Here is a 24,028-nt window from a genome sequence, read left to right as displayed (position 1 = left end):
AAACAGAAAAACGGGAAAATATTCATGGCATCATTCCCAAAGATCAAGTACAATAATTATAAGGAAAAATCTAGGGAGGACCGCTTTACATGGATCAACATCCGTCTGACACATCTTATCCGTACGCATCATTCAACAGCAATTACCCGCCAGGCCAGCCGCCGCTGCCAGCCAAAACGAACGGCAAATCGATCGCTTCGCTGGTGCTTGGCATACTGTCGATCGTTATACCTTACATCGGCTTTATTTTGGGCATTGTCGCTATCGTATTTTCCACATTGGCATTCAAGGAACTTAAAAAGACGAATGAACAAGGGAAAGGCTTAACCGTAGCGGGACTCGTCTGCGGCATTATCGGAACGGCATTATACGGAATTATCCTGCTGTTCATTGTTATCTTTATCATTGCGTACGCGGCAACGCCGGACTTGTACACGAACTTTTAGGATGAATGTAAGAGAGGGAGAGAGCATCGGTGCCTTAGGGCCCGGTGTTTTTTCGTCATTATAGGCACACTGCCAGCGTTTTGAGAGGTCGGGAGATTGACGGTAAAAAAGGGCCCTATTTTCATCAAAAAAGGAGCTAAGCGAAGATAGAGGAATTTTTTACACCTATTTCCTGCAACGAGGCTGCCCCAACCCCGTTCCTATTCCTTCTCCATAACACGTCAATGGACCGCGGTATAATCGCGGGGAAAAACTACCGCTAATTGCGGTCTGTCTGCTTTGAATTTTACGTTGATGGATGTTTTACTTATAATAGAAACAATCGCTATTTTTTATGAAAGAGGGATCCACATTGTCGCAATCGGAATCGAACGGAACCGCCGGACAGCAAGTCATGGATGCAGGGGAACAGGAACGGATTGCCGGGCAAATCGCCAAGGAGCTAAGCTTGTCCTTGAAGCAGGTGCGCACGACGATCGGGCTGCTTGACGAAGGCAACACGATCCCCTTTATCGCCCGTTACCGCAAGGAGATGACGGGGGAGCTGGATGAGAATCAGCTTCGCAGTATCGAGGAACGCACGCAGTATCTCCGCAATCTGGAGGAACGGAAAAAGGAAGTCGTCCGAATCATCGACGAGCAGGGAAAACTGACGGACGAGCTGGCGGCGGCGATCGCCCGGGCGGTGAAGCTGCAGGAAGTGGAGGACCTGTATCGCCCTTACCGGCAAAAACGCAAGACACGGGCCAGCGTTGCCAAGGAGAAAGGGCTGGAGCCGCTGGCCGAATGGCTAATGTCCCAGCCGAAGCAGGGAGAGCCGCTGGCGGAAGCGGCCAAATACGTGAACGCCGAAGCGGAGCACCCCGTGGAGACGCCGGAGGAGGCGCTGCAGGGGGCGATGGATATCATCGCCGAGATCATCGCGGACGACGCCGCGGTCCGGGCCTGGGTTCGCGCGCACACGATGGATCGCGGTCTGATGGTGTCCGAAGCCAAAACGCCTGGCGAGGAATCCGTGTACGAGATGTATTACGACTATCGGGAGGCGGCCAAAAAAATGCCTTCCCACCGCATTTTGGCCATGAACCGCGGCGAGCGGGAAAACGTGCTTAAAGTGACGCTCGAGGTGGAGACGGAACCTATTCTCCGCCATATTGCCGGCAAAGTGATCAAAGGCCGTTCGGCCACGGAAGACGTGTTGAAGACGGTGATCGAAGATGCGTACAAGCGCCTGATCGCCCCTTCGATCGAGCGGGAGGTTCGCGGGGAATTGACGGAGAAGGCGGAACGCCAGGCGATCTCCATCTTTGCCGCCAATTTGCGCAGCCTGCTGCTGCAGCCGCCGGTTCGCGGCAAGATCGTGCTTGGCGTCGACCCGGCATACCGGACCGGCTGCAAGCTGGCCGTCGTGGACGATACCGGCAAGCTGCTGGAGGTCGCGGTGACTTATCCGACGCCGCCGAACAATAAAAAGCGGGAAGCGTCCGTCAAGTTCAACGAGCTGATCGACAAATACGGCGTGGAACTGATCGTCATCGGCAACGGCACCGCTTCCCGCGAAACGGAGCAGTTCGTGGCCGAGGTGATCGCCGAGCGGCGCGACCGGAAGCTGGCGTATTTGATCGTCAACGAGGCGGGGGCAAGCGTGTATTCCGCCTCCAAGCTCGCCCAGGAGGAGTTTCCCGATCTGGACGTTGCCGAGCGCAGCGCGGCTTCGATCGCGCGGCGGCTGCAGGACCCGCTCGCCGAGCTGGTCAAGATCGAGCCGAAGGCGATCGGCGTCGGGCAATATCAGCATGACGTGTCCCAGAAGCTGCTCGACGAAAGCCTCAAAAATGTCGTGGAATCGGCCGTTAACCATGTCGGGGTGGACGTCAACACGGCATCGCCGGCGCTGCTGTCCTACGTTTCCGGGGTCAATGCCACGACGGCGAAAAACATCGTGAAGTTCCGCGAGGAAAACGGCCGCTTCCGTAGCCGCAAGCAGCTGCAGAAGGTGCCGCGGCTCGGGACCAAAACATTCGAGCAATGCGTCGGTTTCTTGCGGATCAATGAAGGCGAAAATCCGCTTGACCAGACGCCGATCCACCCCGAGTCTTACGAGGTGGTGAACCGGCTGTTCGCGGAGCTCGGGGTCAGCCTCGATCAGCTTGGCTCCAAAGAGCTGGCGGAGCGGTTGTCCGCCCTTGATCCGCAGGAGCTGGCCGCCCGGCTGGACGTCGGCGTACCGACGCTGCGCGATATTTTGGACAGCCTGCGGCGTCCGGGTCGGGATCCGCGCGAAGAGCTCCCGCTGCCGATTTTCCGCACCGACGTGCTGAAAATTGAGGATTTGACGCCCGGCATGGAATTGCAGGGCACTGTCCGCAATGTGATCGATTTCGGCGCTTTCGTCGATATCGGCATCAAAAACGACGGGCTCGTGCACATCTCCCAGATGAGCAAAGGGTACGTCAAACATCCGATGGATGTCGTCTCGGTCGGGGACAACGTCACCGTATGGGTGCTGAATGTGGATGTCAAAAAAGGCCGGGTCGGATTAACGATGCGCAAACCGGCCGGAATAGAGGCTTAATCTTTAGCCTCAGTACGTTTAAGTGTTTAAATTTTTCAATGTGCCGGACGCTGAGCTTTAGCGGGCCGGCGCTTTTTTAAAATCATAGTGGGAATGCCGTTGAAAAGTCTTTAGACTTTTCGGCTCAAAACCGAGATCAGTGCTTGGCAAAATAAATTATGATAGCGTTCGTGTCTTGGTATCCCTGCATGCTTCTTTGCACGATTATCCCTCTTGTTCAGGGGGGAGAGGGTGGGGGGGAATCTCGGCCCTTTCATCTTTCCAGGTATCTTGCCCCGTTCCTCCCGTCAGGTCTGCTTTACTTCTCCTAAACCTCCTTCTCACAAACCTGTCTAACGATCTCGAACATATCTGCTGCTCCCAAACCTATTTTCTTCTCCTGAATTTATCTTCCTCCCTGCTGCCGGATCAAACGGGATAATCGTGCAAAGCGTCCGGACAGCGGATATTGATCTGCCATTCGCAGGACTGGCGCAGAAGTTTGGATGTAGTTGCAGGAAGGGCTCCGAATAAACTCCAATTCGTTCATCGCATTGCCTCCTATGCAAAAAATACGTTCGTCCCGCGTAAGATCGACAACTTCCTTCAAATTTGAAAATACCGAATAAGAAACCGCTTGCAACCAAAAACGGGTTGTGATATAAAAGGATTATAAATCTAAACGATTAAATTATGTTTTGCGGAGCAAATCCGGGGGAGGTGGAACAAGAACAATGTCCAATCCTAGCTCCAATCCTAGCATCAAAGATATTGCCGCCAGAGCCAACGTATCCACGGCAACCGTTTCTTACGTGCTGAACGGCACGCGGAACGTCCGTCCCAAAACCCGCGAACGGGTGCTGGCCGTGATCGAGGAACTGAATTACAAGCCGAACGACATCGCCAAAAGCCTAAAGCGGCGGCGTACCGACACGATCGGCGTGATCGCCGAGGACGTCACCGTGTTCAACACGCCGGAGATCATCGACGGAATCAACGATTATGGCGACCGCCACGATTTACATATCCTGCTGACGAACCTGCGGCTCGACAAACGGATCGGCCGGGATTTCGAACATACGGACAAATACCGGAAATATGCGGCAAGCGCGGTTTCCGAACTGCTCAGCAAGCAGGTTGACGGCATGATATACATCGGCGTGCATCCCCGGGATTTAACCGGACTGATCGACAGCGAAGGCAAACCGATCGTTTATACGTACGCCTATACCCAAAACGACATGGCTATCCAATACAATGATGAACAAGCTTCTTACGAGGCGATGTCTTACCTGGTTGCCAGGGGACACCGGAGAATCGCGATCATCAGCGGTTTAATGGACTCCATTCCATCCCGGCTGCGCCTTAACGGTTACTACAAGGCGGTGACTGAATTCGAGCTTCCTTTTGACCCGGTGCTGATTAAAATGGGGGATTGGGAGCGGGAATCCGGATATCGCTTGACCCGGGAGCTGCTATCCTTGCCCGCGCCGCCTACGGCGATTCTGGCGATGAACGACGTGATGGCGGTTGGCGTGCTGCAGGCTGCGAACGAAGCGGGAGTGAACATCCCGGCCGACTTGTCCGTCATCGGGTTCGACAACCGGGAGTTTAGCGATTATTTAAGCCCGCGGATTACGACTATGGATCTGCCGCTCCATGAGATGGGATACCGTGCGATGGAGACGCTGCATGAAGTGATCAACGGAAAGCAGGCCTGGCGTCCGGAAATGCCGGTGTGCCGGCTGATTGAGCGCGATTCCGTGGCGCCTCCCAAAGGAGGAAAGCCATGACATGAAAACTTTGATATGGAAATTTGGACATAGAAACTTAAACAAGGAAACTATAACACGGAAACTTCGAAACGAAGGCTTTTACGGGAAACTTTCGCGCTGAAGGTTTCTTTAACCGGAAAAATCTAAACGTTTAGATTTTGCTGCGGTGATGTCTTGCGGAAGTGAAGCCAAAAGCCAAAGCTCGCCCCCGCAAGTTCACATATAACATCAACCATAAATTTCAAGGAGGGGTTCGTATGAAAAAGAGCAAAAAATGGTTAGTCCTTGCCTTGGTCAGCGCGTTATGTCTCGGCCTGCTGTCCGCTTGCGGGGGCAAAAATGAAAGCGGTGCCAATCCGAACGGAGCGGCAAACGGCGGAGAAAAAGGAGCGGAGCAAGTGACGCTGCGGTTTATGACCTGGGACTCCGGCCAAACGCTGCAGCCTTATCAAAACGCGATCAACGCTTTTATGGAACAGCATCCGAACATCAAGGTCAAAGTGGAATCCGTACCGGACAACTACGATCAAAAGCTGCTGACTTCCCTTGCTTCCGAGACGGCGCCCGACGTGTTTATGGCTTGGAATTATCCGCTTTATGTTCCTGGAGGGGCGCTGGAGGATATGCAAACCTGGGTGGACAAGGACAACTACGATCTAAACAAATATTATCCCATCATTATGGATTACATGAAATATGACGGAAAACTGTGGGGGCTTCCGACGACCTATTCCACGCGGGCGATTTACTATAACAAGAAGCTGTTTGACGAAGCGGGCGTTCCCTACCCTAAGGACGGATGGACCTGGGACGAGTTCGTCGATACGGTGCAAAAACTGACCAAACCGGGCCAATACGGATTTATTATGACGCCGGACGATGTCATGACGATGCAGCCTTATTTTTGGAGCAACGGCGGGGATATGGTTAGCGATGACGGCAAAACGGTCGATGGAGTGTTGAACAGCCCGGAAAATGTGGAAACGATGACGTTCCTGAAAAAGCTGTACGACGCCTCCTCCAAAATCAATTCGGCCGGCAAATTCAGCACCAACAACGGGCTGGAGTCTTTCCAAACCGGGCAGATCGCCATGTTTGACAACGGCATGTGGCCGCTGGGGGATATGCTGAAGGAAGGCAAGCTGGATATCGGGACCGTAACGCATCCGCTTCCCGAAGGCGGCAATCTGAAAGGTATCATCCATACTTCAGGATATTCCATGCCGAAAGCCGGCAAAAACAAAGAAGCCGCCTGGGAGTTGATCAAGTTCATGTCCGGCGAGGAAGGCATCAAAATCATTACGGCCGACAAATTCGCTTTTTCACCGGTCATTTCCGTGGATGAACAGAACGGTTACGCCAAAGATCCTTATTTGGAGTCCTTCGCCAAGGAATTGGAAGGCACCGATAAGCTGATCGCCAGCATGCGCCATGAGAAGTGGAGCCAAGCGGAAGATTTGATCCGTGCCGGGGTACAGGCCATTTTCTACGGCAACGCCGATATTCAGAAAACGCTGGATGACGCATCAAAGCAAGCGCAAGCGGTATTAAAGTAACGGAATTGCGGGAAGCGCTTACGGCGTTTCCCGTGTTTCCCCAAACGAGGTGATGACAAAATGCAAGCAGCCGGCTCGGATGCCGCCATGTTGCGCCGTACGGCCAGACGGAAAAGACGGCGCGAAAATTTCGCAGGCCTGTTTTTTATCTCTCCGTGGCTGATCGGGTTCCTCCTGTTGATGTTTTTCCCGATGATGTTTTCGTTAGGTATCAGTTTTACCGAGTGGAATATGGTCGGCAGCCCCGAATTTATCGGGATTCAGAATTATGCGCAGATGTTTACGGCCGATCCTTTTTATTGGAATGCCATGACCGTCACGTTTAAGTATGTGTTTATTATGGTTCCGCTCCAGGTGATTTTCGCGATCCTTATCGCCGTGCTGCTGAACCGGGCTTCGTACGGCATCAAGCTGTTCAGGGCCGTTTTTTACTTGCCCTCCTTGATTCAAGGGGTTACCCTGGCGCTTATTTTCAGCTGGATGCTGAACGACGATTTCGGACCGGTCAATTACATGCTGGAGCTTGCCGGCCTGCCGCGGGTGCATTGGCTGACCGATCCGAATGTCGCCTTATACGCTTTGATCTTCATCGCGCTGTGGGGCGTTGGATCGCCGATGGTGCTGTACCTCTCGGCACTGCGTTCCGTTTCGTCGGAATATTACGAGGCCGCCGATATCGACGGCGCCGGTCCGATCCGCAAATTTTTCAACATTACGCTTCCGCTGATCACGCCGACGATCCTGTTCAACATCCTGACCAGCCTGATCTCGGCTTTCCAGACGATCGTGCTCGCGTTTGTTCTGACCGGCGGCGGCCCGGCCAACTCGACGTATTTTTATTCCCTGCACGTGTACCGCAACGCTTTTACCCATTTCAAAATGGGGTACGCTTCCGCGATGGCATGGGTGATGTTTGTTCTGATCGTGCTGCTGACCGGACTTATTCTCAAATCGTCGAAATATTGGGTGTACTATGAAGCCGATGGAGGTGGACGCTGATGCACACGCTGGCGCGAAAAAAACGAATTCAGAATCTGCTGTTCCAAATTTTGATCCTGCTGCTTGCCGCGGCGTTCCTGTTTCCGATCGCCTGGATGCTGTCCACCGCGCTGAAAGCGCCGGAGGATATTTTTACGCCGAAGCCGGAGCTGATTCCCGATACGTGGCAGTTCCGCAATTTTGCCGATGCCTGGAACGCCCAGCCGTTCGGGCGGTTTTTGCTCAATACGCTGATCGTGGTGGGCGTTTCGACGCCGTTTGCCATGCTGTCCGCGACGATGGTCGCCTTCGGGTTCGCACGGATTAATTTCTGGGGCCGGAACGCCCTGTTTCTGCTCGTCATCGGCACGATGGTGATTCCCTGGGACGTCACGGCGATCCCACTGTATATCGAATACAACAAGCTGGGGATGATCAATACGCTGTGGCCGATGATTTTGCCCGGGGCGTTTGGTTCCGCGTTTTTCATTTTCCTGGCCAGGCAGTTTATTATGGGCGTGCCGCGCGACCTGGACGAAGCGGCGGAAATCGACGGCTGCAACCGCTGGCAGATCTACTGGAAAATCATCCTCCCGTTATGCCGGCCGATCGTCGTTGTTATCGGCGTATTCCATTTCGTGTGGTGCTGGAACGAGTTTTTGACGCCGCTGATTTTTATCAACGACCAGAGTATGTATACGCTGCCGCTGGGGATCAATCTGTTCAAAAATGCGTTCAACATCGAATACGAGAAGCTGATGGCGATTTCCTGCCTGTCGGTGCTGTTTCCGGCCACGCTGTTTTATTTTACGCAAAATTTGATTCTGGGGGGCATCTCGCTTAGCGGTGTCAAAAAATAACGAGCCGTCATGACGGAGGGTGGAGAAATATGACCATACTGAGCAATGCAAAGTTTAAGCTGGAGTTTAACGGACGCGGCGCAGTGACGGCGCTGTTGATGAAAGAAGATCCCGCCGCTATGAACTGGGTGGTGGATCCGGAGTATCTGGCCGAAGCGGGGTATGAGGATACGCTGGATAAACTGTTTGGGGAATGGATGGCGGTGGTGGACGGCCGGACGCTAAACAGCGCGGAATTGACGCCGGAAATCACGCGGGAAAGCGATAGCCGGATGCGGGTCCGGTTTATGGCGGAGAAGCTGGAGATTAACCTGACCTATGCGCTGGAGGAGGAGTGCATTCGCTGGATTGTGGAGTGCAAAAACAGGGCGGACAGGAGTGTTCGGATCGAGGGGCTGCATATTTGGTTTGCGCTCGCTTACGTGATGTTCCGGGACGAAAACGTGCTGCGCAATATGCGGCAATCGTGTGCGGTTTTCGCCCATTTGGGCGGCGATTTTGCCAAGTTTGCGGCGATCCGGCGCAGCGATGAGGCGCCCCATTTGGCGGTGTACGGGGTTAAAGGACGCACGGCGGCGTTTGGTTCGTTCTGCCGTTACGAGAACCGGTTTTTGGAGCAGGTTTCGCCCTCGCTGGACGGGGTGCTGTTTCATCGGCTATCGCTGGTGGAGGACGGCGGCTCGATGCCGGAATCGGCGGCGGCAGACTGGATTTATAGGGAAGGATATCATCCGGTCGTGTTGGAGGCCGGTCAGAATATGAGTTGGGAGTACGCCTTCGCTTCCTGCGAGGGACGGGAGGATTTCTACCGGCAGGCAATGGCGTACTGTCATCCGCGCTGGGAATATACGCCGGTGCTGGTCCGGGGAGGAATGTTCGAGGCGGAGCTGGAGCTTCCGGCGGGGGAGCGTGTGCGGGAAATCCGCGTGGTTTCCGCGGTTCCCGATGCGGCTGGAAGCTTCCGTCGCCGCGAGGAAGCGGTGACGGAGCGGTTAGCTGCGGATGGCGAACACGGGGAGGTGCTGCGCTTAGCTTTATGGCGGGAGGAGGCCGGTGAACATAAGCTGGAGCTGACGCTGGACGACGGGCGCAAGGATGTGCTGGTGTGGAACGTGCTGGAGCCGGTCGACCGCATTTTGGAGAAGCGGGCCGAATGGCTGTGCCGGAACAATTACGATCCCGCGGGGACAGCGGGCAGGCCGCATGCTTTTTTGCCTTTGTCCAACCAGGGCGAATCGTTGGGCAAGCTGGCTTTTTTGCTGATGAAAAACAGCCTGGCGGCGCCGGTCCCGGAGCAGGTGGCGATGGCGGAAGCCTCGGCGGTATTGGACATGAAACACCATTGGTTCGAGGGCGGCGATTTCTCCCGGCCGCGCGTTTTGTACGGGACGTTTTACCGGATTTTCGATCTGGATTATATCGCTCATGTGTTTTATTTGCTCTCCCGGATGGATGCGGCGCTGCTTAAGCTCCATCCGCCGCAAACGTACTTGCGGTGGGCCGCCGAAGTTTTGTGCGTACGGCTGGATCCGGACTGTCATGAGGGGCAGCGGGAAAAAAACGAAACGGGTTTAAACGGCGTGTTTATTATGTATGTGCTAGACCTGCTGGCGGATTTGGCGGCTTGCGGCCTGACCGGGGAGCTTAACCGTTTGCAGGCGCTGTGGGAGGCGTTCGGAAGCCGTTTGAAGCGAAATGCCAGCCAGTTTGCAGGGGCCGTCACCGAGCATTTTTACGACAACGCGGGGTTTGGCCCGACCTGCGAAACACTGCTGCGCGCCGGCTTGACCGGCGAGGGAGAGAAGTATGCCCGGCTGATTTTGGCCAACATCGGCTTCAGCAACGATTACCGGGGGCAAAATCCGGACCGCTGGTGGGAGGCGTTGTCCTATATGATTCACTCCCTGTGGGGCGGTTTGGTTGCGGCTTCGGCGCGGACGGCTTACGAGCACCTGGGGGACCCGCGGTATCTGGAAGCGGCTTACCGGGCCAGCATGGCCGTCTTCAACTGTTACGACTGGAATGTGGTGTCGACGCCGCGCCGCCTGCAGCCGGGCGAAGCCGCGTCGACCTACAGCGTCGCCGCCCCCAATCTGAACATGCCGTCCTTGTCGCGCAACCGTTTCGGCCAATCGGTGTTCCGGGGTGCGAGCGACCCGCTGTTCGCCCGTTTGTTCGCGAATGCCGCGGGCGACGACTGGGACATGGGCGAGGAACTGGTGGCGTATCTGCTCGGGTTCGGGACGACCGCTTATTTGTACCGTGATGAGCTGGGGCGGCTCCGCTGCGCGAATGGCTGTTTAACACGGGATGGGGACGGGGATGGCTGGATAATCACCAGCTATGCCGCTTACCCGCGGCAAATTGTGATGCGGGAGGAAGGGCTGGTGCTGCGGGCGCAGCCGGGCGAGGCGCTTCGGCAAGCGCGGTATCGCGACGGCAAGCTGGCGCCGTTGTTGTGAACGGGAAGTGCAGGCTGGCGTCTTTGAGTTGAGCCGCCTCGCTGGGTGCGAGGGGCGAGAGACCGAGAGCAAGTTGGGAACGGCTGCTTAGGTTGAATCGGGCGGCAGCTATTTCCATCGGTCCGAAATAACGTTCTGATTGGAAATATCCAATAGAATCGGAAGTTTGTATGGGAATGCCGCGGCTTGAATGGATATTTCCAATAGATCGGTCTCGGCAGAGAGCAGAACAAGCGATTTGATCGAAATCTATTGGAGAATTCCAATGAGAGCTCGAAATCGCATTAGATGTCCGTCAATCTATTGGATTTTTCCACTGAGAGGCGAGGGGCGAAATGTGCTGCCGGGTGCTCAGCCCAGTGGTGAAATAGTATAAAATGAAGCAGCCGTCCCCAATCCGTATAAGCGGAGGGGACGGCTTTTTTCCAGCGTTTACTGCATACTGCTCGTTTCTCCTTGGCTGTTCCGGCGGCTGTAGTAAAAGAACCAACAATCGTTCAGCAGCCGAATTTGACGGCGGTCTCTTTTGTTAAAGGCACGCATGATCTGATTGCTGAGCCAGTTAGGCAAATGTATCTCCTCCTCCGGCAATCACCTTGGTATGTTTAGACTATGGGGCGAATCCCCAAGATGTGCACGTCCTTCCGGAAGAAGAAGCGAAAATCACGGCTTTTGATCACGAAGCGGATGCTAAAGAAGCGGATTCGGCGTCGAATCTTGAATTCAGCCGGGCCTTCCGTTGCTCACGTAGGATTTTCCTACGCTCCGCTACTCAGTCCCTGGCTTCATCCAACCTTCTCGGTGCTGAAAAGCCGTGATTTTCGACTTTATTTGAAAGAGGAAGCAAAAATCACGGCTTTTGATCACGAAGCGGGTGCTAAAGAAGCGGGTTCGGCGTCGAATCATGCGTTCACCTTCGAAGTCCGGTGCTCATGTACACTGGCGTTGGCAGTAACTCTTGCTCAAGCTTTCCCATAAAAGCAATCTAACGGTTGTATCAGCGGCTATTTGCCGAAAAAAGGCCTTTTCTAAATTCTAACGGTTGCAAGAGCCGTTATTTGCCTGTCTCCAAGCAAAAATTGCCGGTTTTCAGTGAAATAAGCTCCATGGCAACCGTTACAATTTGAAATCAACCGTATTGGAACAAATAGCGCTTGTGGCAACCGTTAGAATATTGGTGTCCCCAGAAAAGGTAGCTTGCCAGATTTAAATGCAACGCTAGTGGCTCATGTAGGCTTTTCCTACACTCAATCCTAAATTCAGCTTGCGCCTTCTTCCTCGTACCACTGCTCGAGCTGGGCCTGAAGAGCACGAATTTCGGTCAGCAGTGAAATCAGTGGATAATTTTCTTCCTGGATGGAAGAAAAGGCGGCCTCCAGCTCATTGATATAATCCAGTCCGCTCGTAATCCTCAGCGATTCCTGCAATAGATCCAACCGGTCGCATTCGGCGATCGCACGCGGCAGCGCCGGGACCTCCCGGGCCGTTAATTTGTCAATCTCCTTATTTAACCGCAAATTCAATGCGCTGAGTTGATAAGCATAGTCCGCCGGCATCTCCACGAACTTCAACTCCTGGCCTTGCTGCAAAATCACGTACCTCATCATGGACATCGCTTATGATCTCCTTTTCTATTAAACTACTTGACAGTGTAGCGTAATAGGAAGTTAAATTTCAAGTAAAAGTCCACGCTGGCCCAAGCCGGCCATTCCGGTGACTACAACCCGCCGGGACGAAGTTCAGCAAGAAAGGAGAACCCGATGAACAACGACCAATTGCAAGCCTGGATCGAGCAAATCTCGCTCCGTGATTTCGGCGTTCCTTTTCGCCACCGGGCCCGGTTTAACAGCCGGCTGCGTACGACCGGGGGGCGTTATTTTACAAAAACCCATGACATCGAAATCAATCCCGCGCAGCTCGCCGTCCATGGGCAAGAGGAAGTCGAGAAGATCATCAAGCACGAGCTTTGCCACTACCATTTGCATTTGTCGGGGCAAGGCTATCAGCATCGAGACCCGGAATTTAAGGCTCTATTAAAAAAGGTCGGAGGAAGCCGGTTCTGCAACGCTTTGCCCGGAAATCAACAAAGAAAAACTTTGCCTTACCGTTACAAACTGGTCTGCGTAGAGTGCGGCATGGAATATCTACGCAAACGCCGCGCGGATCCGAACCGCTACCGCTGCGGAAAATGCGCCGGACGGCTGCGCTTAATCCAGCTCCTCGGCAAATAGGCGGAACATAGGTCCGATATATGATATACTTTGATCATAATGCGAAAGAAGAAGCGAAAATCACGGCTTTTGATCACGAAGCGGATGCTAAGGAAGCGGGTTCGGCGTCGAATCTTGCGTTCACCTTCGAAGTCCGGTGCTCATGTAGGCTTTCCCTACACTCCGCTCCTCCTTCTTCAGGTTCACGCAACCTTCTCGGTGCTGAAAAGCCGTGATTTTCGACTTTATTTGAAAGAGGAGTGATTGAAGATGGCTGAGTCCAAAGCCAAAAAGCAACGCAACAAGCAGATCCGCGAAGGGAAGAGAAATCCCGAACTGAGCCGCAGCCCGTTTGTTTTCGCGGATTTGAGGACCCGTAAAACGAAAACGAAGCTGGAACAAATGAACAAGCAAAAATATAAGGACCGCGCTTCCGCTTATGGAGACGAGGGTTCTTTTTATTTTCCCGGAGAATCCGTGTTTTTGGCTATGGTGAAAAAAATTTCATAACGTTCGGCATCCGGAGATTTGTTATCTTCCTGGTGCTGTTCGCAGAAATCATTGATCCACCGGAATAATTCCTCCGCTTTTTCCTTCGTCAAAAAAACGCTCGGACTCGTCATTTGCGCCGAAGGCGGGGTAAGCCTGGAGGCTTTCAAAAAGCGCTGCTTGCTTTCATCGTAAAGATGGCTGAGCAGTTTTTCCGTCTCGGATTGAAAGACCTGCCCGATCACCTCGTCCATCTCGCTTTTTTTAATATGGATTGCCCCTTTAAAAGGCTCATAATATTTGGCCGTAATGCCGTTGACCAGTTTGGTGTCCGCCAGCTGCAGCAGCCCGATGCGCTCCAGTTTTTTGGCGTGGTAATATACTTTGGCAGGCACCTCCCGCATCGCATCCGCCACTTCCTTGATCGTCGCCGGACGATTTAAGCGCTGAAATTCGTTTATGATCTGCATGCGATACGGATCCGAATAAATGCGGATTTCCTCCAGCGTTTTCAGTTCCTTGATTTCCATGTGCGCGCACCCCATGTTAAGACTAACAACCGGTTATTTTTTCGTTTAATTTAGTATAGCTTATCCATGGAAATGCGCAAAGCAGCTGGCGGTTCGTCAAATGTTCATAAACTTACGCTGCTTCAACAGGTAAAAGACGGGCAGCAGCATGAATATTCCAAAAACGAGATAGAGCAGGTGGACCTGCATCCATTCCCCTATCACGCCAGCCAGGGCGCTCCCCGCCGGAATCGCACAGGTGCAGACCATGTTGTTAAGGGAGCTTACTCTTCCAAGCAATTCATTAGGTACCGATTCCATGAAGTACGTCGTGCACGGGGTGTTGATTAAAGAGATGGCCAAGCCCATGCCAAAACAGAAAGCCGCAGCCGGATAAAGCGGATGTACCGGTAAAATAGCGGGGACATACAACAAAGCGTAATTGCTTCCCAGCAGCAAGTAACCGGTGATGATGAGCCGGCTTTTTTTAAAGTGGACGCCCTTTTTGCCGATCCATAATCCGCTGGCGATCATCCCGATGATCAAGCTAATGCCCAACAGACTGAGAGCCTCGGGGCCGGACCGTAAAATTTCATTAACGTATACCGCATTCAGCACATTGTACGGCGACAGACAAAAGTTCACATAAGCTGCGGTGAAAATAATGGTTAGGACAAGTTTGTTCGCTTGAAGGTAGCGCAGACCTTCCTTGACTTCTTGAAAAAAGGCGCTGCTTGCTTGGTTTAACGGGGGAAGGGTGGCCGGGGGAACGCGAAGGAAGGCCAGGAGCGCGGCTGCGGCCGTGAAGGTAAGTCCGTCTATTAAAATCGCGGCCGATATTCCCCAAAAGGCGATGATACCACCGGCCGCCGCCATGCCCGCCAACTCGGCGATTCTTGACGCAGTGGCGCTGAGGGAATTGCCGCTGAGCAGCTTTTCCTTGGAAAGAAGCTGTGGAACCAAGGCGGTCTCGGCGGGGGAGGCGAAGCATTCAAGCGTGGAAATCAACAAGGTAAAAATATACAAGTGCCACGGAGCCAGAAGCCCTTTCCAATACATCAAAGCGGTGACGCTGACGAGGATTCCCCGGCCCAGATAGGCTGCAACAACGACATTTCTTTTGGGCCAGCGGTCCACCAGGGTTCCCGCAAAAAAGCTGAACAGCAAGTTGGGGACATAATTCAAAGCGAATAGAGTCCCCATTAAAACCTTGGATCCCGTTAGCATATACACCATCCAGCTGTAGGCAATGGAATCGATCGAATCCCCAAATCTGGAGATGACGCGGGCAAGAAGGAGATACGTAAACGGTCTGCTTACTGTCAGCTCCTGCTTTAAACCTCCTAATCCTTTTCTTTTGACCAGGACTTTTTCGCTCAAAACAATCACCTCGTTAAAAAATAAATTTAACGTTAAAATTATTTTAATGTTAAGTTTATTTTATTGATTTCCCTGCGGATTGCAATATTTATTTTCCATTGCTTGTCCTTCAGGGGAATGGCCGCTAAATCTTGACTTTGCCGCCTAATCGTGATAAATTTATTGGTGTTCTCACAATTTCTAATGTTCCCCGATAGCTCAGTCGGTAGAGCACTCGACTGTTAATCGAGTTGTCACAGGTTCGAGTCCTGTTCGGGGAGCCATATTCTTGGAGAGATACCCAAGTGGCTATAAGGGGACCCTCTGCTAAGGGGTTAGACTGCGTAAGCGGTGCGAGGGTTCGAATCCCTCTCTCTCCGTTTTGAAATATCGATCTAAAGAACCTCCCGTTCATCCGGGAGGTTCTTTTATGCAGAGGGATGAGAATGATATCCAGTGATGAACTGGCACGCAGGATAATTCCCTATAATTCTCTCAAAAAGAATTTTAAAAGGTAAACCTGAAAATTAGGGGTTGCAAGGCGATCATGTTTTTGCTATACTCAATTTTGTCGCTGCTTCCAAGCGGCATGAGGCTGTGGCCCGTTGGTCAAGGGGTTAAGACACCTCCCTTTCACGGAGGTAACAGGGGTTCGAATCCCCTACGGGTCACCACTTTCTTAATAGCTTCAAGTAGGGGTGAGAAGCCCTAATAGGGGTTCGTCGGAGCATAAGTTTCGGCAGGAACACTTCGCAGTCTCGAGCGAAGCGAGAGTATTCTCTAACGGGTCGACACTTTCTTCAAAGCTTCAAGTAGGGGTGGAAGCCCTGAACATATGAATATGCGGTCGTGGTGGAATGGCAGACACGCTATCTTGAGGGGGTAGTGGGCGTACGCCCGTGGAGGTTCGAGTCCTCTCGACCGCATCAAATTGCAGAAAGAACCTTGCAGAACGCAAGGTTCTTTCTGCATAATCAAAGGCGATTCGCGGGACAAGCATTAATATTTAGCAAAGCGAGCTTTTGGTTAGGACTTTACAAGATACATCTTTAACCGCAGAACAAATTTAACGGTTGTCACAAGCGCTATTTGTTCCAGGAACGTTGATTTCAAATTGTAACGGTTGTCATGGCGCTTATTTCGCCGAAAACCGGTAATTTTTGCTTGGATTAAGGCAAATAACGGCGCTCGCAACCATTAGAATTTAGAAAAGGTCTTTTTTCGGAAAATAGCGGCTGCTGCAACCGTTAGATTTCTGCCGGGCGATAGTGTCTCGCGAAAACCTGAGTTTTTGCGGGAATTCTGAAAAGTATCAGCGTTACAAGCTCTTGGGCAAGAGTTCCCCCGAGTTTTTTACGGGCCTAACCTTGAAGCCGCCACGCTCACGTGTTCCATGAACCGTCCGCTACAGTTTCAGCAGGTGGTTCAAAGCGTAAGCCACGCCATGGTGATTGTTGTCGCGCGTGACCATGGTGCTTAATTGCTTGATTTCATCGACCGCGTTGCCCATCGCAATGCTTGTCCCGGCTACGCGAAACATGGAGATATCGTTGTAGCTGTCGCCGATCACGACGGTATCGGCCATGGGGACCCCCAAATGCTCGGCCATAAAGCGCAGGGCGTTCCCTTTATCGGTTTCGGTCGATATAATTTCCACTGTGTGATCGGCGGAAGACGTCGTATGAAGATGGCGCTGCCCGCCAAAGTGCTTGCGGATACGGTCCAGCTTGGCTTCGTCGTAAGTAAATACCAGCAGCTTATAGACCGGCGCCCCGCGCTTCAATAGCTGCAAAGGGTCTTCGATCTGTTGAAAACCAAATTGGACAAACTGGATTTGGGCGCTTTTCCACAAGCGCTCGCGGCTGGCCGCCGGATTGGCGCTTGCCAGCACATCCAGTTCCGCCTGCAGCTTGCGCTCCCCGCCGTAAAGGGAATAAATCGCCTCAGGGCAGAATATCTCAAAATAAACTTGCTGCTCCAGCAGATATCGAACCGCGTCCAGAGCCGCGGCTGCTGCGATCGGCGTTTCCCGCAACAGCTGTCCGCGTTCGTCATAAACGGCGGCTCCGTTAAAACCGATAATCGGGATAGCCAGGCCGCCCGTCAAATCTTTAGCGTCAAAGCTGGCCCGGCCGGTGCATAGGGTTACGGTGTGGCCTTTGGCGGCCGCTTGGCGAATCGCATCCAGCCCCTCGGTGCTCGGCTTGCTTTCGGATGTCAACAGCGTACCGTCCAAATCAACGGCGATCAGTTTCATGAATGGTCTCCTCCTTACCCAAGTGTGTCTCTCTATCGGGTCTATTGGTTTATATTTTTTGATCTCCGTATAAAAGTATAGTTTATGAAATGCATTTCAGGTCAACAGGCCCGGGCAACGCGTTCATTTCGGCAAAATACATATGCAAAAATGGGGTGAGGGTAAACGTGACCAGCGCTTTCTGGATTATTATGATGATTGGAGCGGGGACTTATTTATTGCGCGCGGGATCTTTGGTCCTCGGGAGCCGCATAAAATGGTCCGAACGCACGAAAGAGTGGCTTTCATTTGTTTCCCCGGCCGTGCTTGGAGCGCTGATCGGTCCTTTGCTGCTGCTGGACGACGGGGAGTGGATACCGCTCATGGAAAATAAAATGCTGCTGGCCGCCATCCCGACGATGGCGGTAGCTTGGTGGTCGCGGCGTTTACTGCTGACGGTTGCGTCCGGGATTGCTTTTTATGCCGCGGTTTATTATTTGATTGGATAGGGGGGCGGTGGAGATGAAACGTTATGATGAAATAGGGCTGGCGCTGCGCCATGCCGTCCCGATTATGCTTGCCTATTTTCCCTTATCCATGACATTTGGTTTGCTTGCGGCCGCCGGCGGACTCTCCGGATCGCTTACGGTTTTTAGTTCCCTGTGGATTTTTTCCGGAGGGGCGCAATTTATGCTGCTGGGCATGTTTGCCTCCGCCGCTGCGCCGTTTACGATCGTAACGACCATTTTGCTGGTGAATATGCGCCATATTCTTTATGGAGCTACGATGGGGCCTTACTTGACCGGATGGCGGGAAGGCCAAAAATGGCTGGCGGCGATCGGGCTGACGGACGAAGGTTTTGCCGTTACATCAACCCGGGCAGCCAGCGGCGAACCGCTAAATCCTTCCTATTATATAACGTTTTCTTTGGCCATCTACGGGTCCTGGATTGCCGGAACCGCTGTCGGAACCGGCCTCGGCGGTTTGGTCACGCCCGAGGCGGCGGCTATTCTCGGCTTCGCTTTGCCGGCGTTATTCCTGGCGCTGCTGTTCGGCGGCGAACGAACTTTGCCTTCCATGGTGGCAGCCTGCACCGGCATCGTTTTATCCACTTTGGGGGAGATGGTGAATATGGGCGGCCTCGGCCTTGTCGCCGGCGGGGTAGCGGGCGCTACCCTTGGGCAGATGGTGCGGCGGACGAGGAAAAAAGCGGCAGCCGTCAAAAGTGAGACAGCTTAGCGCCCCGGGTTAGGTCCGTTCGAAGAAAGCCGGGCGGGCCCGTCATATGTCATCCTGCCTTTCCAAAATGGATGAATATTTGGGATAAAGCAGGCGGATGCAATCGGGACAAATGTCATGGGTAAATTCGGCATGGGCATGCTTTTGCAAATAAGCTTCGATCGAATTCCAAATTTCATTTTCGTCCTTGATTTTTTTGCAGACGGCACAGATCGGAAGCAAACCCCGCAGCGCATTAACATGCGACAAGGCTTGCTCCATATGCTGCTCCCTTTCCTTAAGGCGTGTAATATCGGTACAACTGACGACCATTCCTTGCGCCGGAGTATTGCGTGTTTTTCCCAAGGGACTAATCTCCGCCAGAAACCAGTTAATTCCTTGAGGGCCAACGGCCCGAATTTCCATAGCGTAATAATCGCATGTCCCGTCGAGGATTTGGAGGATATGTTGGAGAAGCTGGCGGGACTCAGGGTCGTCGCGTTCGGCGCTGCGAAAATACTCAATCACGTTTATTCCCGGGCGGTCCCAAAGGGGCGTTTGGCCATATTGACATGCCCTTTTGGCCCAATTGTGGTTCACCGCCAGGACGATTCCATCCGGACCGATTACGGCAATGCTTTGGCTTAGCGAATGAATTGCTGCTTCACACAGGGATATTTCCTTCACGGCGGATGCGCTCCTGTCAATGGAATAAGGGCAGTCATGGAGACCTATTAAGTCCTTCAAGGCGCTGTGTTAAGATGTAAGCAGCCTCTTAATCTTCAAAACCCCTTCTTTACACGAATACGCAGGTACAATAGTTTTTGTTTCATTCACACTGTATACGTAAATGCGTAAATTAACAATCGAAAAAATAACGTAAATGCGAGATGATTACGGTGTTATGGGAAGGTTGGGGAAGAAGTTGTCCATTTACGAGCGTATCGAACTGCTGATTAAAAATGCGGGTTTGACCAAAAAGGCGTTTTGTTTGAAGCTTGGCATCAGTACGGGGAATTTGGGCGACTGGAAACGCGGGAAGTCAACGCCGAGCTCGAATAAGCTGATCGAAATTGCGGATTTTTTTGACGTAAGTTTGGATTGGCTCATGACCGGACGGGAAAAACAGGCTTCCGCCGTAAACGAAGGCAAAGCCAAATATACGGCCCGGGACGGCGACTGGGACGCCTTTTTTGCCGCGCTGTCGGAATCTGAGCGGGCTTTCGTCCGGGAGTATATCGAATTTGCCCGCTACCGGAAACAAAGGGGAAAGCAGTCTGGAGAATAATACCACTTTACATTTAGCCGCCGCGAAGATATAATAGTAATGTTCGTTTCTAAACCATTCGCGGTCGTGGTGGAATGGCAGACACGCTATCTTGAGGGGGTAGTGGGCGTACGCCCGTGGAGGTTCGAGTCCTCTCGACCGCATCATATGGAAAGATGACGGAGATGTCCCGTAAGTGCAAACTTGCGGGGCATCTCTTTTTATGTTTTCGCTATATTAAGGCTGAGATTTTTTACCAAACAAGAACAATCTTATAACATCGGGCTAATACTCCCCAATTAAACTTCTCTTTAGTTCGTCATTTTGGGGAGGGAAAGCAATGAACAAGTTTTGGAAAGGATTGGCCATCAGCGGCTTGGCGCTGTCCGTCGTATCGGCGGGAAGCTTCGTCCAGGCAAAAGGGGAGCAGCCGGAGCAAAACGCGGCAAACGGAAAATCGCGGAATCTGATCGTGCTGATCGGCGACGGCATGGGTCCGGCGCAAATCTCGGCGGCGCGTTATTACCAGCAGTACGAGCACGGCACGAAGTCGTTGAATCTGGATCCGTATTATGTCGGTCAAGCGACTACATACGCGGACCGCGGGGAAGACGGGGGCACCGTCGTGTCCGGGATCGTCACGGATTCGGCTTCGGCCGGAACCGCTTTCGCCACCGGACACAAGACGTATAACGCCGGCATCAGCGTATCGAACGAAGACGTCTCCAAGCCGTTCGCTTCGATCATCGAGGCGGCCGAGCGCGGCGGCAAGTCGACGGGTCTGGTGACGACGGCGCGGATCACGCATGCGACACCGGCCGTTTACGCCTCCCATGTCCGCAATCGCGATAACGAAAACGCGATCGCTTCGCAGTACCTTGACAGCGGCGTGGACGTGCTGCTCGGAGGCGGGGAATCGTTTTTCGTGACCAAGGGAGAAAAAGGAAAACGCAGCGACAAAAACCTCCTGCCCGAGTTTAAAGCCAAAGGTTACCAAGTGGTGAAAACGGCCCAGGAACTGAAGGCTCTGCCGGCGAAAGAAGGTAAAGTGCTCGGCCTGTTCGGCAGCTCGCACGTCGCCTATGTGCCCGACCGCACGGACGAAACGCCAAGTCTGGCGGATATGACGTCCAAAGCGCTCGAGATTTTGTCCGCTGACAAAAACGGCTTTGCGATCATGATCGAGGGCGGCCGGATCGACCATGCCGGACACGCCAACGATTTGCCGACACTGGTGCAGGAAGCGCTCGATTTCGACGCGGCTTTTAAGGTGGCGCTTGATTTTGCCAAGAAGGACGGCAATACGTCCGTCGTCGTTACGGCCGACCATGAGACCGGCGGTTTATCCCTGTCCCGGGACAATATTTATGAAGTCAACATCGACCTGTGGGACAAGCAAAAGCATTCCTCCGAGTATCTGGTGACGGCGCTGAATGAAGCGAAAACGATTGCCGACGTGAAAAAAATCGTTGCGGAGAACACCTGGATCACCGACTTGACGGATGAAGAAGCCAAGCTGATTCTCGATGGCGACGGTTCTTCCTACAAACGCGAGGGCGGATATAACGCCGTTATTTCCAAGCGGCTGCTGATCGGCTGGTCCGGCCACGGACACTCCGCCGTCGATGTAGGCGTGTGGGCGTACGGGCCGATCGCCGACAAAGTCAAAGGACAGATCGACAACACGCAGATCGCTTTTGCCGGCGCCGAGGTGCTGGGCGTGGACTTGCAAAAGGCGACGGCTGAGCTGCAATCCAAATATGTGTATCCGAAATTCAAAATCAACCGCGAAAATGAAGTGCTCTATCCGGCGAAGGCTTTAACGGAAGCGCTCGGCGGGACATACAATGAATCCGGCAACACGGCGACGTTGAGCGGAAAAGGCGGCAAGACGATAACGGTGGACCTCAAAGCGGGATCCGCAAAAACCGCCGAGGCCTCGAATAAGCTGACGGTCGACGTGGACAACGGTACATTGTACTTGCCGCTGGCGGCGTTTAACGAACTGACCGGAAAATCGCTGAAATGGGACTCGCTTTCCGAACGGATCGCATTGCAGTAATCCGGCTGGCAGACTTTCCGAAAAAACAGGAGAAACGATCCGTGTTCTCCTGTTTTTCCATCTTAACGGATTAACGGAGGGAGAGAGCACTCATGCTAAACATTCGCGGTTTGAGAAAACAGTTTCAGGTTGCCGGGCGAAACATTCCGATTCTGGATATCCCCCAGTGGGAGGTGCGCCAAGGGGAGAAGCTGGCGATTACCGGGCCGAGCGGATCGGGCAAAAGCACGTTGCTGCATATCGTCAGCGGCTTGATGCGTCCCGACGAAGGCGAGGTACAGGTGTTTGACCGGGAACTCCAGCAGATGTCGGAAGCGGCCCGGGACCGTTTCCGGGCGAAGCATATCGGCTACATCCTTCAGGATTTTCACTTGATTCCTTCCCTGACGGCCAGGCAAAACGTAGAAATTACGCTGCCCCGCACGAAAGGAAGAAGAGAGCGTCGAGAGCTGATCGACCATTGGTTTGAGCAGGTCGGCTTAAGCGACCGCGGCCGCCATTTGCCGTCCCAGTTGTCCCGCGGCCAGCAGCAGCGGGTGGCGATCGTCCGGGCGCTGATCAACGATCCGGCGCTGGTGCTGGCCGACGAACCGACGGGAAGCCTGGACTGGGAGACGGCGGAGGAAGTGACGGACCTGCTGCTTCGGCTGTGCGAAGGCCGGCAGCATACGCTTGTGGCGGTGACCCATGACCTCAATTTGGCGGACCGGTTTCCGCGCCGCCTGCATATCGCGGAAATCAACCGATTGTCCGCAGAGCGCCGGAGACTATCCGCCGCCGGCAGCGGCGGTTCCGCGCCTGCGGCCTTGGAGGAGCAGACGGGATGAGTTTGTTTCAGATTTTGCTGCGCAATATTTGGCACCGCAAGTTTCTTTCGCTGTTGACCGTCGTTTCGGTGGCGGCAACCGTGGCCTTTACCGTGCTGCTTTCGCTGTCGCGGGACAGCGTGGAGCAGGGGGCCGAGAAAGGCTACGGGCCTTTCGATATCGTCGTCGGGGCGGCGGGGAGCGAAACGCAGCTTGTGCTCAGCACGTTTTATCATATCGGAGCGCCGACCGGCAACATCCCGCTGGCAACGCTGGAGACGGTCCGCCAGGACCCGGGCGTGGACGCGGCGTATGCGATGACGGCGGGGGACAACTACAACGGGTATCCGATCGTCGGGATCGAGCCGTCCTATTTTTTGACCCGTTACGGGGATCGTGCTTTAGCCGCCGGGGAGCTTTACGGGAAAACCGGCGAGGTTGTGGTCGGGACGTATGTGGCGAGCATGCTCGGCCTTCAAGTGGGCGATACATTTGCCGGAGCGCACGGATTGATCGAGGGAGCCCATCGCCTGGAGGAAGAGTCGGAAGAGCACGGCGAGCACGATGGGCACGGAAGCTTCAGGTATACGGTAAAAGGGATTCTTCCCAGGCTCAACACGCCCGATGACCGCGCCGTCTTCACGACGGTCGATTATGCCTGGGCCGTGCATCAGGAGGCTGACGAGGAAATCACGGCGATTCTGGTTAAGCCGGCGACGCTGCTGGGAGCGCAGCAGCTCAAAAACGCTCTGGAGCAAACGGGGCAAGTGCAGGTTGCCTATACGAGCAAAGCCGTTGCCGACGTCGTCAACCTGGTGGACCGCGGGGCGGAAATCGTTGAAATCCTGACCTGGCTATGCGTTATTTTGGCGGCGATTTCGATCCTGCTGTCCCTGATTGCCGCCGCCGGCGAACGGACGAAGGATGTCGGCCTGCTGCGCCTGCTGGGAAAGTCGAAGGCTTACGTCTGGATGACGATGATCGGGGAAGGGCTGCTCGTCACCGCCGCGGGGCTGGTGCTTGGCATCCTGGCCGGCCATATTGCCGGGTTTGTTTTGAAGGACGCGCTGTTTGCTTACGGGGGGGTTCAGATTGAACCGTTCCGCGGTTCGCCGGACCAGGCGTATATTGCTGCGGGGACGCTTATCATCGGGCTGGCGGCTTCGCTGGGGCCGGCGATCCGGCTGTACAGAATGGACCCGCTCGCTTTATTTCGGGCGTAACGAGAGGAGATGGCCTAG

The 24,028-nt window shown here is 53.8% G+C and carries 22 protein-coding genes and 5 tRNA genes; 20 read left to right on the top strand and 7 right to left on the bottom strand.

Annotated elements, in window-relative coordinates; all coding sequences use genetic code 11:
- The first annotated feature begins 89 nt into the window (after positions 1–89).
- Positions 90–446, top strand: coding sequence for a DUF4190 domain-containing protein (locus DYE26_RS15355; protein WP_036625190.1), 357 nt, complete (start codon positions 90–92; stop codon positions 444–446).
- Positions 447–840: 394 nt separating this feature from the next.
- Positions 841–3,021 carry a Tex family protein gene (locus DYE26_RS15350; protein WP_174905532.1) on the top strand — a complete coding sequence of 727 codons (2,181 nt, stop codon included), beginning with the start codon at positions 841–843 and terminating at the stop codon, positions 3,019–3,021.
- A gap of 385 nt (positions 3,022–3,406) precedes the next feature.
- Here the strand turns inward: DYE26_RS15350 and DYE26_RS33460 are convergent, their stop codons facing one another.
- Complete coding sequence (locus tag DYE26_RS33460) at positions 3,407–3,550, bottom strand: hypothetical protein (protein ID WP_172531700.1); 144 nt, start codon at positions 3,548–3,550, stop codon at positions 3,407–3,409.
- Positions 3,551–3,734: 184 nt separating this feature from the next.
- On the opposite strand from DYE26_RS33460, the gene DYE26_RS15345 reads away from it, so the two are divergent.
- From DYE26_RS15345 to DYE26_RS15325, 5 genes are all read left to right on the top strand, one after another.
- Entirely contained in the window at positions 3,735–4,793 is a 1,059-nt protein-coding gene (locus DYE26_RS15345; RefSeq protein ID WP_036625184.1) for a LacI family DNA-binding transcriptional regulator, read from the top strand.
- Positions 4,794–5,032: 239 nt separating this feature from the next.
- On the top strand, positions 5,033–6,331 hold the full coding sequence (locus DYE26_RS15340; RefSeq protein WP_036625181.1) for an ABC transporter substrate-binding protein: 1,299 nt from the start codon (positions 5,033–5,035) through the stop codon (positions 6,329–6,331).
- A 60-nt stretch (positions 6,332–6,391) separates the two neighbouring features.
- The gene (locus DYE26_RS15335; protein WP_036625178.1) at positions 6,392–7,330 is read left to right on the top strand and encodes a carbohydrate ABC transporter permease; all 939 of its coding nucleotides are present in this window, start codon (positions 6,392–6,394) and stop codon (positions 7,328–7,330) included.
- A complete protein-coding gene (locus DYE26_RS15330) occupies positions 7,330–8,169 on the top strand; it encodes a carbohydrate ABC transporter permease (protein ID WP_036625176.1) in 840 nt (279 codons plus the stop codon). Before DYE26_RS15335 ends, DYE26_RS15330 begins: the two co-directional genes overlap by 1 nt.
- A gap of 29 nt (positions 8,170–8,198) precedes the next feature.
- Positions 8,199–10,631 (top strand): hypothetical protein, encoded by a 2,433-nt coding sequence (locus DYE26_RS15325; RefSeq protein ID WP_036625172.1) that lies wholly within the window; start codon positions 8,199–8,201, stop codon positions 10,629–10,631.
- 432 nt (positions 10,632–11,063) lie between these two features.
- On the opposite strand, the gene cmpA is transcribed toward DYE26_RS15325, so the two are convergent.
- The gene (gene cmpA, locus DYE26_RS15320) at positions 11,064–11,201 is read right to left on the bottom strand and encodes a cortex morphogenetic protein CmpA (RefSeq protein ID WP_115311231.1); all 138 of its coding nucleotides are present in this window, start codon (positions 11,199–11,201) and stop codon (positions 11,064–11,066) included.
- A 689-nt stretch (positions 11,202–11,890) separates the two neighbouring features.
- Positions 11,891–12,244: a hypothetical protein gene (locus DYE26_RS15315; protein WP_036625169.1), complete on the bottom strand. Its 354-nt coding sequence runs from the start codon at positions 12,242–12,244 to the stop codon at positions 11,891–11,893.
- A 147-nt stretch (positions 12,245–12,391) separates the two neighbouring features.
- Between DYE26_RS15315 and DYE26_RS15310 the strand changes: the two genes are divergently transcribed.
- Together DYE26_RS15310 and DYE26_RS15305 are read left to right on the top strand one after the other, a co-directional pair.
- Positions 12,392–12,862, top strand: a complete 471-nt coding sequence (locus tag DYE26_RS15310) for a SprT family protein (protein ID WP_036625168.1) — start codon at positions 12,392–12,394, stop codon at positions 12,860–12,862.
- A gap of 249 nt (positions 12,863–13,111) precedes the next feature.
- On the top strand, positions 13,112–13,351 hold the full coding sequence (locus DYE26_RS15305; RefSeq protein ID WP_036625166.1) for a hypothetical protein: 240 nt from the start codon (positions 13,112–13,114) through the stop codon (positions 13,349–13,351).
- On the opposite strand, the gene DYE26_RS15300 is transcribed toward DYE26_RS15305, so the two are convergent.
- Together DYE26_RS15300 and DYE26_RS15295 are read right to left on the bottom strand one after the other, a co-directional pair.
- On the bottom strand, positions 13,300–13,860 hold the full coding sequence (locus DYE26_RS15300; protein ID WP_036625165.1) for a winged helix-turn-helix domain-containing protein: 561 nt from the start codon (positions 13,858–13,860) through the stop codon (positions 13,300–13,302). The genes DYE26_RS15305 and DYE26_RS15300 overlap by 52 nt on opposite strands.
- A 96-nt stretch (positions 13,861–13,956) precedes the next feature.
- A complete protein-coding gene (locus tag DYE26_RS15295) occupies positions 13,957–15,219 on the bottom strand; it encodes an MFS transporter (RefSeq protein WP_036625164.1) in 1,263 nt (420 codons plus the stop codon).
- A gap of 187 nt (positions 15,220–15,406) precedes the next feature.
- Between DYE26_RS15295 and DYE26_RS15290 the strand changes: the two genes are divergently transcribed.
- From DYE26_RS15290 to DYE26_RS15275, 4 genes are all read left to right on the top strand, one after another.
- Positions 15,407–15,482: transfer RNA gene (locus tag DYE26_RS15290), tRNA-Asn, on the top strand.
- A gap of 7 nt (positions 15,483–15,489) precedes the next feature.
- A tRNA-Ser gene (locus DYE26_RS15285) sits at positions 15,490–15,578 on the top strand.
- Positions 15,579–15,797: 219 nt separating this feature from the next.
- Positions 15,798–15,872, top strand: a tRNA-Glu gene (locus DYE26_RS15280).
- Between the two features lie 169 nt (positions 15,873–16,041).
- Positions 16,042–16,124, top strand: a tRNA-Leu gene (locus DYE26_RS15275).
- Between the two features lie 479 nt (positions 16,125–16,603).
- Here the strand turns inward: DYE26_RS15275 and DYE26_RS15270 are convergent.
- Positions 16,604–17,455: a Cof-type HAD-IIB family hydrolase gene (locus tag DYE26_RS15270; RefSeq protein WP_036625163.1), complete on the bottom strand. Its 852-nt coding sequence runs from the start codon at positions 17,453–17,455 to the stop codon at positions 16,604–16,606.
- A gap of 167 nt (positions 17,456–17,622) precedes the next feature.
- On the opposite strand from DYE26_RS15270, the gene DYE26_RS15265 reads away from it, so the two are divergent.
- A complete protein-coding gene (locus DYE26_RS15265; protein ID WP_051985651.1) occupies positions 17,623–17,943 on the top strand; it encodes an AzlD domain-containing protein in 321 nt (106 codons plus the stop codon).
- Between the two features lie 13 nt (positions 17,944–17,956).
- On the top strand, positions 17,957–18,673 hold the full coding sequence (locus tag DYE26_RS15260; protein ID WP_036625161.1) for an AzlC family ABC transporter permease: 717 nt from the start codon (positions 17,957–17,959) through the stop codon (positions 18,671–18,673).
- Between the two features lie 42 nt (positions 18,674–18,715).
- On the opposite strand, the gene DYE26_RS15255 is transcribed toward DYE26_RS15260, so the two are convergent.
- On the bottom strand, positions 18,716–19,339 hold the full coding sequence (locus DYE26_RS15255; protein ID WP_036625159.1) for a hypothetical protein: 624 nt from the start codon (positions 19,337–19,339) through the stop codon (positions 18,716–18,718).
- A 217-nt stretch (positions 19,340–19,556) separates the two neighbouring features.
- Between DYE26_RS15255 and DYE26_RS15250 the strand changes: the two genes are divergently transcribed.
- From DYE26_RS15250 to DYE26_RS15230, 5 genes are all read left to right on the top strand, one after another.
- Entirely contained in the window at positions 19,557–19,940 is a 384-nt protein-coding gene (locus tag DYE26_RS15250) for a helix-turn-helix domain-containing protein (protein WP_036625157.1), read from the top strand.
- 60 nt (positions 19,941–20,000) lie between these two features.
- Positions 20,001–20,083, top strand: a tRNA-Leu gene (locus DYE26_RS15245).
- A 176-nt stretch (positions 20,084–20,259) separates the two neighbouring features.
- On the top strand, positions 20,260–21,981 hold the full coding sequence (locus DYE26_RS15240; RefSeq protein ID WP_036625156.1) for an alkaline phosphatase: 1,722 nt from the start codon (positions 20,260–20,262) through the stop codon (positions 21,979–21,981).
- Between the two features lie 92 nt (positions 21,982–22,073).
- Positions 22,074–22,808, top strand: coding sequence for an ABC transporter ATP-binding protein (locus DYE26_RS15235; protein ID WP_063836323.1), 735 nt, complete (start codon positions 22,074–22,076; stop codon positions 22,806–22,808).
- A complete protein-coding gene (locus tag DYE26_RS15230) occupies positions 22,805–24,010 on the top strand; it encodes an ABC transporter permease (RefSeq protein WP_036625154.1) in 1,206 nt (401 codons plus the stop codon). The genes DYE26_RS15235 and DYE26_RS15230 overlap by 4 nt, the downstream gene beginning before the upstream one ends.
- Positions 24,011–24,028 lie beyond the last annotated feature (18 nt).

This window comes from Paenibacillus macerans (genome assembly GCF_900454495.1).
In the GTDB taxonomy this organism is placed as follows: domain Bacteria; phylum Bacillota; class Bacilli; order Paenibacillales; family Paenibacillaceae; genus Fontibacillus; species Fontibacillus macerans.
Note: the sequence above shows the minus strand (reverse complement) of the source record. Positions and strands in the feature narration are given on the sequence as shown.